General features: G+C 73.1%; 11 protein-coding genes. 2 read left to right on the plus strand and 9 right to left on the minus strand.

The window, feature by feature from the left end; translation table 11 throughout:
• Window positions 1–134: 134 nt before the first annotated feature.
• The 3 genes from ABZX96_RS07335 to ABZX96_RS07345 all read right to left on the minus strand — a co-directional run bounded on the left by ABZX96_RS07335 (window position 135) and on the right by ABZX96_RS07345 (window position 2,618).
• The gene (locus tag ABZX96_RS07335; protein ID WP_355539306.1) at window positions 135–557 is read right to left on the minus strand and encodes a DUF3040 domain-containing protein; all 423 of its coding nucleotides are present in this window, start codon (window positions 555–557) and stop codon (window positions 135–137) included.
• Between the two features lie 257 nt (window positions 558–814).
• Window positions 815–1,570, minus strand: coding sequence for a methyltransferase (locus ABZX96_RS07340; protein ID WP_355539309.1), 756 nt, complete (start codon window positions 1,568–1,570; stop codon window positions 815–817).
• Between the two features lie 562 nt (window positions 1,571–2,132).
• Window positions 2,133–2,618 (minus strand): SAV_6107 family HEPN domain-containing protein, encoded by a 486-nt coding sequence (locus tag ABZX96_RS07345; RefSeq protein ID WP_355539312.1) that lies wholly within the window; start codon window positions 2,616–2,618, stop codon window positions 2,133–2,135.
• Window positions 2,619–3,012: 394 nt separating this feature from the next.
• Here ABZX96_RS07345 and ABZX96_RS07350 point away from each other — a divergent pair, with 394 nt between their 5' ends.
• Together ABZX96_RS07350 and ABZX96_RS07355 are read left to right on the plus strand one after the other, a co-directional pair.
• Window positions 3,013–3,627 (plus strand): TetR/AcrR family transcriptional regulator, encoded by a 615-nt coding sequence (locus tag ABZX96_RS07350; RefSeq protein ID WP_355539315.1) that lies wholly within the window; start codon window positions 3,013–3,015, stop codon window positions 3,625–3,627.
• 849 nt (window positions 3,628–4,476) lie between these two features.
• Window positions 4,477–6,009, plus strand: coding sequence for an NAD(P)/FAD-dependent oxidoreductase (locus ABZX96_RS07355; protein WP_355539318.1), 1,533 nt, complete (start codon window positions 4,477–4,479; stop codon window positions 6,007–6,009).
• Window positions 6,010–6,093: 84 nt separating this feature from the next.
• Here the strand turns inward: ABZX96_RS07355 and ABZX96_RS07360 are convergent, their stop codons facing one another.
• The 6 genes from ABZX96_RS07360 to ABZX96_RS07385 all read right to left on the minus strand — a co-directional run bounded on the left by ABZX96_RS07360 (window position 6,094) and on the right by ABZX96_RS07385 (window position 12,783).
• Entirely contained in the window at window positions 6,094–7,245 is a 1,152-nt protein-coding gene (locus ABZX96_RS07360; RefSeq protein WP_355539321.1) for a hypothetical protein, read from the minus strand.
• Between the two features lie 422 nt (window positions 7,246–7,667).
• Window positions 7,668–8,660: a hypothetical protein gene (locus ABZX96_RS07365; protein WP_355539324.1), complete on the minus strand. Its 993-nt coding sequence runs from the start codon at window positions 8,658–8,660 to the stop codon at window positions 7,668–7,670.
• 60 nt (window positions 8,661–8,720) lie between these two features.
• Complete coding sequence (gene metF, locus ABZX96_RS07370) at window positions 8,721–9,638, minus strand: methylenetetrahydrofolate reductase [NAD(P)H] (protein WP_355539326.1); 918 nt, start codon at window positions 9,636–9,638, stop codon at window positions 8,721–8,723.
• 284 nt (window positions 9,639–9,922) lie between these two features.
• Window positions 9,923–10,573 carry a thiamine phosphate synthase gene (gene thiE / locus ABZX96_RS07375; protein ID WP_355539329.1) on the minus strand — a complete coding sequence of 217 codons (651 nt, stop codon included), beginning with the start codon at window positions 10,571–10,573 and terminating at the stop codon, window positions 9,923–9,925.
• 448 nt (window positions 10,574–11,021) lie between these two features.
• Complete coding sequence (locus ABZX96_RS07380; RefSeq protein ID WP_355539332.1) at window positions 11,022–11,387, minus strand: Rv2175c family DNA-binding protein; 366 nt, start codon at window positions 11,385–11,387, stop codon at window positions 11,022–11,024.
• Window positions 11,388–11,610: 223 nt separating this feature from the next.
• Entirely contained in the window at window positions 11,611–12,783 is a 1,173-nt protein-coding gene (locus ABZX96_RS07385; RefSeq protein WP_355539574.1) for an FAD-dependent oxidoreductase, read from the minus strand.
• Between the last annotated feature and the right edge of the window lie 155 nt (window positions 12,784–12,938).

The raw sequence follows: 12,938 nt of genomic DNA on the forward strand, positions 1-12,938 counted from the left end.
CCTGTTACTCGCCCCGCACACACGACAAAGCGGTCCGGCCCGGGAATCCCCGGGCCGGACCGCTCAGCAGGCCAAGACAGAAGGAAGGAGATCGGCGCGGCGCGAGGAACCTCACGCCCGCACGAAGCTACGGATCAATGGCCCTGCTCGTCGCGGCGCCGCTGCCACCGGTTCTCGATGCGGTCCATCATCGAACGGCGCTGTCGCGTCTGACGCCTGGTCGCCGCTCCCCCCGGGCCCCGAGGGCCGCCCTGGCGCCCGCCGCCGGTCGCTTGCTCACCCGGCTTGGGGGCCTTGCGCCAGCCCGTCACCGCGAGCACCGCACAGCCGAGCATGACGAGGAAGCCCACCACGCTGACCCAGATCTGCTGTGCGACCATCCCGGCCATCAGGAGAGCGATACCCACAAGGAAGCCCGCCAGCGCCTGGTAGACCCGTCGCCGGGTGTACGTACGCAGCCCGCTTCCCTCAAGCGCTGTCGCGAACTTGGGATCTTCGGCGTACAGCGCTCGCTCCATTTGCTCGAGCATGCGCTGCTCGTGCTCCGAGAGCGGCACGGAGTCCTCCTACTCGTCGGTCGCGGGGGGCGACCGGGTGCGACCCTTTCAGGATAGGCAGGGAATCGCCCCCGTGAAACCCGCCCCTCTACGCCAATTCACTGTCCGGGCCGCCACGGCGGTCGGTGGTGCTGCAGCCTGCATTCCCCACCCGCCCATCCGTCATGCCGGACGCCGTACCTCCGATCATACGGGGAGGAACGGCTGATCGGGTGGCCCGAGCCCAACAGCGTCCGGAAAACGCGCAGGCCAGCGGGTCAGCCTCGGTCGGCCAGTACGTGCAGTTGGGTGGCTACGGCATGGAAGGCGGGCTGCTCGGCGGCGGCGGCCTCCAGCTTCAGCAGTGCCTCCATCGCCCCGGGCTCGGTGTCCACCAGCACCCCCGGCACCAGGTCGGCGAAGACCCGCACGCCGTGCACGGCGCCGATCTCCAGGCCGGTGGCCGAGACCAGCTCGGAGAGCTGCTCCGCGGTGAACCGGCGGGGCACCGGGTCGCCCTCGCCCCAGCGGCCGGCCGGGTCCGTCAGGGCGTGCCGCGCCTCCGTGAAGTGACCCGAAAGCGCGCGCGCCAGCACCGCACCGCCCAGGCCCGCGGCGAGCAGGCTCAGGGTGCCGGAGGGACGCAGCGCGTCGACGGCGTTGCGCACGCCCTCGGCCGGGTCGTCCACGTACTCCAGCACGCCGTGGCACAGCACCACGTCGTAGCCGCCCCGCTCGACCACGTCGAACAGGCCGTGGGCGTCCCCCTGGACAGCGCGCACCCTGTCGGCGACGCCCTCTTCGGCCACCCGTCGCTCCAGCGCGAACAGCGCGTTGGGGCTGGGGTCGACCACGGTGACGCGGTGGCCCAGGCGCGCCACCGGCACCGCGAAGTTGCCGGTGCCGCCGCCGGTGTCCAGGACGTCCAGGGCGTCACGCCCGGCGGCCTTGGCCCGGCGCTCCAGGGCGCCCCGGAGGACCTCCCACACCACGGCGGTACGAAGGGATGCGCGCGGGCGCAGCGGGTCAGACACGGCGGGTGGCTCCTCGGCGGGGCATGAACGGATAGCCCCTCCACCCTAATGCGACGCGCACCCACCGCCGGGCACGCCTCTCGACCCGTTCGCCGGGGCCGTTCCCCGGGCTCGCTCACCCGCCCATAGGCAGCTCCTCCTTCCGGTCCGGGCCCCGGTCGCGCTCCGGGACCGAGCTGGTCATGCGGATCGTCGCGTTCTCGCGGATCGTTCCGTTTCCCACGGCGACCGGGCCGTGAGGCCGACGTCCCTCTCGGCCTCCGGCTCGTTCGCCCCTGGGCCTCGTGGTGTCCGGCGCGGTACGAGTGCCTTGTGGCGCCGGGACCAAACACGCGGGGCCGCGCCGACGCACGGCGGTCCGAGGCGGGGCGGGGAGCGGGCACCGGGCCCCGGCTCCCGCCGCGGCGACCGTCCGCGGGGTCAGCCGCCGGTGCGGCGCACCGGCTCACCTCGTCCGGTCCGGCTCATCCGGCCTGGCTGATCCCGCCTATCTCGTCCGGCTCGGCGCACCCGGCCCGGCTGATCCCGCCTACCTCATCCGGCTCGGCTCGCCCGGCCCCGCTCATCCGGCCTGCCGGGGCGGCAGCGCGGGCTGGAGGAGCAGCATCCGCTCGACCAGGCGCAGGAACATCGCCGCGTCCCGCAGGAGGTCGTCCGCGTCACGTCGGCCGGCCGCGCCGGCTATGCCCGCCTCGGCCCGGGCCCGGCGGGGTGCGCCGGAGGCGAACAGAGCGCTCCACTCGGACAGTTCGGGAGCCACCTCGGGCAGCACCTCCCAGGCACTGCGTATGCGCTGTCGTCGGCGGGGCGTCGTCTCCGGGCGCGCGCGGACGGCCAGCACGGCGGCGGCGGTGCGCAGGGCCGCGAGGTGGGCGGTGGCGTAGCGCTCATTGGGGTTTTCGAGGCTCGCGGCTTCTTCGAGGCCGCGCTGGGCCTGGTTGAGCAGGTCGAGGGCGGCGGCCGGGGCGGCTGCCCTGCGGAGGACGGGGTGGACATCACTCGGGGGACCGTACGCAGCGGGCTGGCCCACGGCGGGACTGGCTGCCATGACGAACCTCCTGTCGTCGCATGACGGTTCGGAACCGCGTGACCCCATCGTGACGTGCACCACTGACAATCGGCTCTGACCTGCCGTTTTCCGGGGGAGGTAGGCAAAATCCGGATGCGTTCCGCGTCGGCTGGGGCGGCGGAGCGCGATGTGTTTCCCGGGAGCGGGGCGGCGGAGTCCGACGCGTTTGCCGAGCACGGAGCGGCAGGCCCCGGACGTGTTCGCCGGGGACGGGTCGGCGGAAGCCGGACGTGCCTGCTGGGAAGAGGGACGCGGAACGCGAACGCCGCGGGGCGTTCCCTGGCGGAGCCCCGGCCGCCCCGGTCGCGCGCTCCCCGCGCCCGGGACCGGGCCCGTGAGCACGGTGACCACGCGGAGCGGGAGAATCGGCTTCATGGAAAGCTCCCACACCCGCCGCCAGGCCACTCGGCGCAAGCTCTTCGAGGCCGCGGTCACGCTCATCGCCGAACAAGGCTTCTCGTCCACCACCGTGGACGAGATCGCCGAGCGGGCGGGCGTCGCGAAGGGCACGGTCTACTACAACTTCACGAGCAAGAACGTGCTCTTCGAGGAGCTGCTGCGACACGGCATCGAGATGCTGGCCACCTCTCTGCAGGAGGCCGCCGACGCGGTGGCGGAGCGGGGTGGCTCGCGGGTGGACGCGCTGGACGCCATGATCCGGTCCGGTCTGGACTTCATCGCCCGCTACCCGGCGCTGACCCAGCTCTACGTGGCCGAGCTGTGGCGGACCAACCGGACCTGGCAGTCCACCTTGATGGGGGTGCGGGAGCGGGCGATCACCGTGGTGGAGGGGGTGATCCGGGAGGCGGTGGAGTCCGAGGAGCTGAGCGAGGAGATCGACATCCCGCTGACGGCGTCCGCACTGTTCGGCATGGTGCTGGTGGCCGCGCTGGACTGGCAGTCCTACCAGCCGCACCGCTCGATCGACGACGTCCACGCGGCACTGTCGCGGCTGCTCCAGGGACGGGTGACCGGTCACCGCGCGTAGCCCGTCCCCGCGAGGCCTCGGAGATCGCCCCGCCCGCCCCGAGGCGCGGAGATCCCGCAGGCCTCGGATTTCAGGTTTCAGGGATCACGCGTGGTCGGGAAAGACCGAAGCCGGCCACAAAGGCCAAAAGAGCGCGTGTCCTCGTATGAGACACAGCGCTCCGTAGGCACCGACGGGGCCCCAGCGTCTCCGGTGCGGCGCCGGGTGGGCGGAAAGCGCGCTGTCCTGGCGCGGATCGTTCCCCCGACCGGCCCGACCAGGACAGCGCTTCCCCCGTGACTCCCCCGTACTTCCCCCGTGAGAGCTCCGCTTCCCCCGTGGAGCTCCCCACTTCCCCCGTAAGGGCTCCGCTTCCCCCGTGGAGCCCCCGGTCTTCCCCCGTCACGTCAGGGATGCCGCGCCGTTCCGCCGCCCCGTGCCGGCGGTGCCGGCGCCGCGTCCCTTCCGTGGTCACCACTCTTCCGTCCGGCCCGGTGACCGCCCATCCGCGTACCTACTCATCTCGGCGGCTAGGTACGGATACTCAAGCCTGAGCACGCACCCTCAAGAACGGTTGGGTGCGTCCACTCGCCGGAAACATACCCAGGCGGGTATGTGAGTACCGGATGCGACGGCCCTGAGACGGCGTCCACGACTTCCCAACGACGCATACCCCGACTGGTATCGCCGGCCCGGCACCTTGCCCGTACACGGAGCGGCGCACCGTCGAGCTCAGCGCCCCGTCCCTTTCCCCCGGCCCGCCAGGCGCCGGGAAACAGCCGCAGGACGCGACGCCGCCCCACCGCACCGGAGGACCCCGCGCCACCGGCGGTGCGGGCGTTGTCAGTGGCCCCGGATAAAGTCGCGGGCATGGCACGGATTGCGGTGATCGGCGCCGGGATGGGCGCCATGGCGGCGGCTGCCCGGCTGGCCGTCGCGGGCCACGAGGTGGCGGTGTACGAGCGCGGGCGGACGCACGGCGGTGTGGTGCGCCGTCTGGAGCGGGCGGGCTTCGGCTTCGACACGGGGCCGGGTCTGCTGCACCTGCCGGCGGTCTACCGGGATCTGTTCCTCAAGACCGGCCGTGAATCCCTGGAGAGCCGCATCGAGCTGACGCAGGTCGATCCCGCCTCCCGCCATGTGTTCGCGGACGGTACGGACGTCTCATTGCCGAACGCCTCCCGGGCCGGGGTGCTGGAGGCGCTGGACGCCGCCCTGGGCGCCGGTGCGGGCGAGCGCTGGAGCGCGCTGATCCAGCGGGCCCGCGAGGCGTGGGACGCGACGCGACGCCCGCTCCTGGAGGAGCCCCTGTGGCGGGACTGGCAGGTGCTGGGCCGCGATCCCTACCCGGCGGTGCGCGGGCGCGGGCTCGCCGGGCGCAGGCTGTTCGGGCGCGGCAGGTCCACCGCGCCGGGCCTGGCCGAGGTGGCCCGGCGGGAGCTGGCCGACGCGCGGCTGATCGCCCTGCTGGAGAGCCACGCGCTGGCGTACGGCTTCGATCCGCGGACGGCGCCCGCGAGCGCCGCCGTGCTGCCGTACATGGAGCAGACCTTCGGGAGCTGGTATCCGAAGGGCGGCGTCCGCGCGCTGGCGGACGCGCTGTACGAACGGTGCGTCGAGCGGAAGGTGCGGTTCGCCTTCGAGGCCGAGGTGGCGCGGATCGTCGGCAAGGACGGGCGGACGGCGGGCGTCGAGCTGCGCGACGGCCGGGTCGTCGACGCGGACTTCGTCGTCGCCGGTGTCGCGCCGGCCGCGGTGCGCGCGCTCGTCGACGGCGGGGATCCCTGGCCGGAGGGAGAGGTGCGTCCGGAGTCCGGGCCGCACGACCGGGCCCCGGCGCGGCTCACCGTCTGCCTCGCGCTGCGCGGCGCCCGTCCGGCCGGCGCCGCGCACCGCACGGTCGTGCACGCGGCGGACCGCGAGGCCGAGTTGGCGAGCGTGTTCGGCGGCGGTTCGGGGACGCCGGGCGCGGTGTGCCCGCGGCCGACGGTCACCGCCCTGCGCCCGGACGACCCGACGTCCCGGCCGGACGAGGAGCACGAAGCCGTGACCCTGTCCGCCACAGTGGCCCCCGCCGGCCCGGTCGACTGGTCGGACGACGCGGTGGCACAGGCCGCCGCGGACCGGCTGGTCGAGGCCGCCGAGGCGGCCGTACCGGACCTGCGCGAGCGCCTGCTGTGGCGCGAGATCGTCCCGCCCGCCGCGGACGAACGGGTCACGGGCCCGTCGCTGGCCGGCGCCGACGCGCGCTTCCTGCACCCGTCCAACCGCACACACATACCCGGCCTCTACACGGTCGGCGGCTGGTCGCACCCGGGAGGCGGGCTGGCCCACGCCGGGATGTCCGGGGCCATCGTCGCCGGGCTCATCGTCAATGGGGACGACTGGCGCGGCTCCCAGTGAGGTGAGAGCGGCGCGAGGCGCGGCGTCCAGGGTCGGCACAGACCGGTGCCCGGCGCCATGTCGGACGGCCTCCGGCCAGGGGCGCTAGGCCCCTTCCACGGAACCCGGCTGTGCTGAAACGTGCGGTTCCTCGCCCCCCGGTCCGGTTCGCGCGGGGCCGGGGGTGGCGCTCAGCGCGCCCAGGATCAGGGAAGCGTCACGCCGTCTGGTGACGATGAGGACGGGCTCGTCACCGTCCCGGCACTCGATGACGACGCCCTTCAACTTGTAGGCGTGGAACCAGTCTTCGGGGTCGTCGTTCCGCAGTGCGCGGACGCGCCGCACGCTCAGCGTCTCCGGAAGCGTCTTGCGGGCGAAGCGCCCGTCGGGGTCCGGGGTGACGGCCGGACGCCCGTCCCCCACCACCAGGTGGTCGTAAGCGATCACCTCGTAGGGAACGTTTCCGCGCAAGGTCGCACGTACGCATTTCTGCCCCGTGGGCGGCACCGGGACGATATCGCTCGTGTCCGCGATGCGGATCATCCGCCGCCGCCATCCCCGCGCGCCCGCACCAACCAAGAACGCGGCCACCAGAACGGCGGCTGCCATGGTCAGGAGAGCCTCCTTCAGGCTGCTGCTCATCATGCCCGCGAGCAGGCCGACAGCACTCAGCAGGCAGGGACCGCCGACCCCGACGACGAGTCCCCAGGGGGCGACGCTCCTCGCGGAGCGGGAGCGGTAGCGCTGCCACCAGGCGAACCAGACCATGCCGAGCCCGAAGCACAGGGTCCCCAAGCCGGCAGCCGTGGGAAACCGCCAGTCGTCGGCCGGTGACGCCTTGGTCTCCGCGGCGACCGCGCCGAACCGTATGGTGCGGATCTCACCCCGCCAGTACGTCAGCGTCACCTCGTCGCCGGGCCGCACGGCTTCGTACACCGCCTGGTACCCCCACTCATCGGACATGCGCACCCGCTGCTCGGTGTCCGCACCCCGTTCGGTGAGGAGGAACGAGAAACGGTCGTTCGATCGGCCGGACCGGTGCACGTCCTTAATGGTTCCCGGGACCGTGGTCTTGCACGATTCCGAACGAGAGGCCCCCGCCGGGCAGGCGGACGCAGAGGCGTACGCGCGGTGATCCGCCAGCGCGCCCGGCAGGAAGCCGAACGAAACCGCGGAGGCCACTACGAAGATCAGGCCGAAGATGAGGGGTGGCAGCACCTTCCGCCCGCGGGGCCCTCCCAGTTTCCGCTCCGCCATCCCCACCACTCCTCCCGCGCTTCCACCGCCGCGACCGGTCGCCCTCGCCGAGGCCCGGCGTCAGGTACACGTGGCCGAGCCCGTCCTCGCATCCGGAAACGCAGGGAATCGGTGCCGGGACCGACCAGAGCCACCAGACGATGACGCGCCGCCCCCGGACCGTCGCCGTAGCCGAGCCGTCGCGCCGCAACCGTCGCGAGGGCATGGTGGCACCACCCGCGCCCCCGGTTCACTGCCGTGATCAGGCAATCTTCACGGGACGGAGCTTGCCGTGTTCCCGTTGTCCCGGCTTCGTGGACGGAAGCGAAACGGGCGCTCCCCCGCCACCCCGGCAACCGCCGTCAGCGCGCCGGCCAAGAACGAAGCGGCACCGCAACAGCAGCACCGCAAGAGCCGTCAGGAATGGCCGAATACGTGAACGCTCAATACCGCTGCCCGTCGTAACCCTGCCGGGAGTCGTACGGGGGCTGGGGCGGGAAATCGCCGTGGCGTTGCGGAGGCACCCAGATGCCTCCGGGCGGGGTGTCGGCGAACTCGTCCCGGCCACCCGGCGCGGCGCCGTGCGAAGTGCCCGTGGGATGCCCGGCGCCGAACACGTCGCCGTAGACCTGGCCCTGCTCGCCGCCGTACTGCTGCGGCGGGAAGGGGGAAGGGGACGGCTGCCCGTAGGCGTCGAACTGCTCGTACGGCGCATAGGGCGCACCCTGCTGCGGAGCGGCGGGAGTGGGGGAGGCGGAGAGCGGGTCCTGCTGCGCCGGAGGCGCGGCGTCGGCGCCGTAGTAACCGGCGTACGGGGCCTGGCCCGCGGCCGGCTGGTCGGGGCCGCCGTAACCGTCGAAGGCGGCGGCGTAGTCGGCGACCCGGGTCGCGTCGTCCATCGCCCCGGGGCCACCGTGCCCGGCCGCGCCCTCGGGAACGGGCGGGGCGTATGGCGGCGCGGCGTCCGGGGCGTCGGACACCGCCGGGAACGCGGCGGTGGCCTCCAAGTCGGAAGCGGGGGCACCGGCCGGGCCGGAGGCGGGAACCCCGGTCGGCCCGCCGACGGGGGCCGGAGCGCCCGCGGCCTGCGACGGATCCGGTCCGGTGGGCGCCGTGACGCGGCGGGCGGACCGGCCGGGGGCTCCGCCCCGGCCCCCCTTCCGCCGCCGGCTCTCCCCCGGTTTGCCGCCCAGCGCCCAGCCCACCGCGACGCCGCGCCGGACCGAGAGCGTCACGTACGTCTGCCCGACGGCGAACACGAGGGCGCCGGCCACGATGACGGCGACCAGGGACGATGCCACCCCGGCGACCACCGTGAGGAATCCGGCGAACGCCAGCAGCCGCCAGTGCAGTGGTGCCTTGTACTGGAGCAGGACCTCGCCCAGGAGCCAGAGCGCGACAAATCCGAACGCGATGTAGAGGACCGTCAAGCCCATGTACGCCCCATCTTCTGCCGCTCTCCGGCCGCCGCGGTCAGGGACCGCCGTCGCGGTCCCTCACGGCCGCTGGTGCAGGCCCAGGTTCTCGTAGATTTCCAGCGTCGCCGTGGAGTGGTTCAGGGTAATGAAGTGCAGCCCCGGAATCTCCTCGGCCATCAGACGCGAACACAGTTCCGTCGCGTACTCGATACCAATGGAGCGTACAGCGGCCGGGTCGTCCTGGACCGCGAGGATCCGGTCGGCCAGCTCGGGCGGGAAGGTGGCGTTGCTGAGCTGGGCGAACCGCTCGATCTGCCGCACATTGGTCACCGGCATGATCTCGGGGATGATCGGCGTCTCGCAGCCCGCGGCGGCCACCCGGTCGCGCAGCCGGAAGTAGTCCTCGGGGTAGAAGAACATCTGCGTGATGGCGAAGTCCGCGCCCGCCTTGCACTTGTCGACGAAGTGCCGGACGTCGGTGTCCCAGTCCACCGAGCGGGGGTGCATCTCGGGGAAGGCCGCCACGCCCACACAGAAGTCGCCCGACTCCTTGATGAGCCGGACCAGATCGACGGCGTACCGCACGCCTTCGGGGTGGCGCACCCACTCGCCCATCGGGTCGCCGGGCGGGTCGCCCCGGACGGCGAGCATGTTGCGGATGCCGGCGTCCGCGTACTGGCCGATGACGTTGCGCAGCTCGGCGGTGGAGTGGTTGACCGCGGTCAGGTGCGCGACCGGGGTGAGCGTGGTCTCGGTGGCGATCCGCTCGGTCGCCCGCACCGTTCCCTCACGGGACGAGCCGCCGGCGCCGTACGTCACGGAGACGAAGGTCGGCGCGACGGCCTCGATCCGGCGAATGGCGTTCCACAGGGTCCGCTCGCCCTTCTCCGTCTTCGGGGCCGCGAACTCGAACGAATACGACCGCTTGCCGGAAGCAAGCAGTTCGCGCACGGTTCGTGCGCGATCAGTCCTGGTGGAAGCTGTGCCTAGGGCCATACCGGCAGGTTAACCACCGGCCCGGCGCTCACCAACCAGTGGCAGCGATACGCCCCTTTTGCCGCTTTGCGGTCCACGTATCGGACACCGCCCGGCCACCCCGCGTCCGCACGCGGCGGCAGCACACCGCCACCGTCGGCTCGGCGATCCGGCCGAGGCACCTATGGGCGCGCGGCCCCCGGGCACCTATGGACGCGCGGCCCCGGCCACTTCCCGTACACCCGACCCCCGGTCACTTCCCGTACACCCGGCCCCCGGCCACTTCCCGCTACACGCGGACCCGGTCACTTCCCGTACGCGCAGACCCGCTTCGCCAGCTCCGCGGCGGCGGCGCCCGGGTCGTCGGCCTCCGTGATGGCGCGGACGACCACCACCCGGCGGGCCCCGGCCGCCAGGACCTCGTCCAGGTTGCCGGCGTCGATGCCGCCGATCGCGAACCAGGGACGCGCCGGCTCGGCCGCCGCCGCGTACCGGACCAGGTCCAGCCCGGGGGCGTGGCGGCCCGGCTTGGTGGGGGTCGGCCAGCAGGGGCCGGTGCAGAAGTAGTCCACGCCCGGCTCGGTGAGCGCCGCGTCCACCTCCGCCTCCGCGTGGGTGGAGCGGCCGACGAGCACGTCCTCACCGAGGATGGCGCGCGCCGCCGGGACGGGCAGGTCGCCCTGTCCCAGGTGCAGCACGTCCGAACCGGCCGCGTGGGCCACGTCGGCGCGGTCGTTGACCGCCAGCAGCTTGCCGTGGCGGCGGCAGGCGTCGGCGAAGACCTCCAGGTGGGCGAGTTCCTCCCCGGCCTCCATGCCCTTGTCCCGCAACTGCACGATGTCGACGCCCGACGTGAGCACCGCGTCCAGGAACTGCGGGAGGTCGCCCTGCTTCTTGCGGGCGTCCGTGCACAGGTAGAGACGGGCGTCGGCCAGGGCCTGTCGTGCGGTGGTCATCGGGCGGCTTCCCCCTGGTCATGGGCGTACGGGCCGGTTTCTTCCGGCCGCGCGCGCGTCGGCGTGCGTGGGTCGGCGTCCGGCAGGTCGGCGTCCAGTACGTCGGCGCCGTACACGTCGGCGTCACCACGCGTCGGAACGCGGACCACATTACGCAGGTGCGTACGGGCGGAGGCTCCGGGTGGGCGGAAAGCGCGCTCGCAGGTCGGCGGAGGGCGCGCGAGCCGGGGCCGGGAGACCCCGCGGACAGGGTGGCGCAAGCGCCGCGAAGGGGGCCCCGGAAGCGGGGGCGAAAGGGAAGATCCGCGCCCCTGGCCCGGGGCGGTGGGGCCGGTCTCGGCCGGCCCCACCGCGTGGTTCGCCGTCCGGCTGGGACGAAAGCGTCAGGCGAACACATCAGGTGAACACGTCAGACGAACACGTCGGACGAACACGTCGGACGGCCGCTTCAGACGGCGAGAGCCTGGGCCCGGCGCTTCACCTCCGTACCGCGGTTCTCCCGCAGCGCCTGCGCCGGCGTGCCGGGCAGGGTCTCATCGGCGGTGAAGAGCCATTCCAGCATCTCCTCGTCGGCGAAGCCGTCGTCCCGCAGGAGCGTGAGCGTCCCGGAAAGGCCCTTGACGACCTTGCCGTCCTTGATGAAATCGGCCGGCACGTGCAGTGCCCTGTTCTCGCCGCGGCGCACCGCGATCAGCTGGCCCTCCTTCACCAGCTGTCGCACGCGGGTCACCTCGACGCCGATCTGTTCGGCGATGTCGGGGAGGGTGAGCCAGGCGGGGACGAGTCCATCGATCTTTGCGTCAATCTCGGTCACGGGACAAGCCTGCCACCTCCCACTGACAGTCGGTAGCGGGGCATCGCCTTCGGGGTGCCGGGCGGGCGCCGCCCGATACCCGGCGCATCGCCCCGCAGGGCCGTGAACCCACGGCTTTTCGGAGGCCCGGGTCCTTCCAGGGCCGGGTCTCCGCTCGTCCCGTACCTGACGGAGCGTCGCCTTCAGCGCCTCACAGCACCGCCGACTTCAGGGGCTCAGCGCCTCACAGCACCGCCGACTTCAGGGGCACCGAGGCGTCCGCCGCGAGCCTGCGGTCCAGGGCGGCGCCGCGCTCGATGAGCTTGCGCCCCTGCGCCAGGTCGCGCGGGCGCCCGACGGCGAGGAGGGCGACGAGGCGGCCGTCCCGCAGCCAGATCACGGACCAGGCGGCGTTGTCCGGGTCGCCGCGCCAGATCAGTTCGTCCGCCTCCGCGTGGTGCCCCGCGTACTGGACGAAGCGGCCGAACTGCTCGGACCAGAAGTACGGGACCGGGTCGTAGACCTGGCCCTCCGCCTCGCCGCGGGCGATGTTGGCGGCGACGGTGCGGGGGCCCTGGAGCGCGTTGTCCCAGTGGTGGACGAGCAGCCGGCTGCCGTACCGGGCGGACGGGAAGGAGGCGCAGTCGCCCACCGCGTACACGTCGGGGACGGAGGTGCGCAGCCGCTCGTCGGCCAGGACGGAGCGGTCGTGGGGGGACAGTTCGACGCCCGAACCGGCCAGCCAGCCGGTCGCGGGCCGGGCGCCGATGCCCACCACGACGGCGTCGGCGGGCAGCGTCGTGCCGTCGGCGAGGGCGACCGCGCCCTTCTCGATGGCGGCGACCCGCGTCCCTGTGTGCAGCCGCGCGCCGCAGTCCGCGTACCAGCCCGTCATATGGGCGGCGACCTCGGCGGGCAGCGCGCCGGCCAGCGGGCGGTCGGCGGCCTCGACGACGGTGACCTGGCACCCGGCCTCGCGGGCCGCGGTGGCGAACTCCGCGCCGATCCATCCGGCGCCGACGACGACCACGTCGCACTGGTCCGCCAGTATGGGGCGCAGCCGCGTGGCGTCGTCCAGGGTGCGGAGCATGTGGACCCCGTCCACGCCTTCGCTGCCGGGCAGTGTGACCGGTTCGGCGCCGGTGGCGATCACGAGGTGGTCGTACGGGATCGGACCGGTGTCCGTCTCGACCACCTTGGCCCCGGCCGCCAGCCCCGTGACGTAACGACCGAGGTCCAGATCGATGCCGAGCGCCTGGAAGTCCACGTCGAAGGCCGAGCCCTCGGCCTTGCCGAGCAGGACCGCCTTCGACAGCGGCGGCCGGTCGTACGGCGGGTGCGGCTCGGCGCCGACGAGCGTGATCACTCCGCGCCAGCCTTGCTCGCGCAGCGCGACCGCCGTCTGGACGCCGGCCATCCCGGCGCCGACGATCACAACGCGTCGCGTGCGGTCAGGTGTGGTCTCGAAGGCCTTGCTCTGCTCGCTCACCCGATCACTGTAAAACGGCATCTTTCGGCGTTCGCAGCACCGCGCGACGAGATGTGCGACACAGCGTGACCACCGGTGACACG

The organism is Streptomyces sp. NPDC003077 (assembly GCF_040611095.1).
Taxonomy (GTDB): Bacteria; Actinomycetota; Actinomycetes; order Streptomycetales; family Streptomycetaceae; genus Streptomyces.

Coding starts and splice junctions, on each gene's coding strand:
- ABZX96_RS07345 (WP_355539312.1), bottom strand. CDS start 2,618: ATGGCAGCCAGTCCCGCCGTGGGCCAGCCCGCTGCGTACGGTCCCCCG.
- ABZX96_RS07350 (WP_355539315.1), top strand. CDS start 3,013: ATGGAAAGCTCCCACACCCGCCGCCAGGCCACTCGGCGCAAGCTCTTC.
- ABZX96_RS07355 (WP_355539318.1), top strand. CDS start 4,477: ATGGCACGGATTGCGGTGATCGGCGCCGGGATGGGCGCCATGGCGGCG.
- ABZX96_RS07360 (WP_355539321.1), bottom strand. CDS start 7,245: ATGGCGGAGCGGAAACTGGGAGGGCCCCGCGGGCGGAAGGTGCTGCCA.
- ABZX96_RS07365 (WP_355539324.1), bottom strand. CDS start 8,660: ATGGGCTTGACGGTCCTCTACATCGCGTTCGGATTTGTCGCGCTCTGG.
- metF (WP_355539326.1), bottom strand. CDS start 9,638: ATGGCCCTAGGCACAGCTTCCACCAGGACTGATCGCGCACGAACCGTG.
- thiE (WP_355539329.1), bottom strand. CDS start 10,573: ATGACCACCGCACGACAGGCCCTGGCCGACGCCCGTCTCTACCTGTGC.
- ABZX96_RS07385 (WP_355539574.1), bottom strand. CDS start 12,783: ATGGCCGGCGTCCAGACGGCGGTCGCGCTGCGCGAGCAAGGCTGGCGC.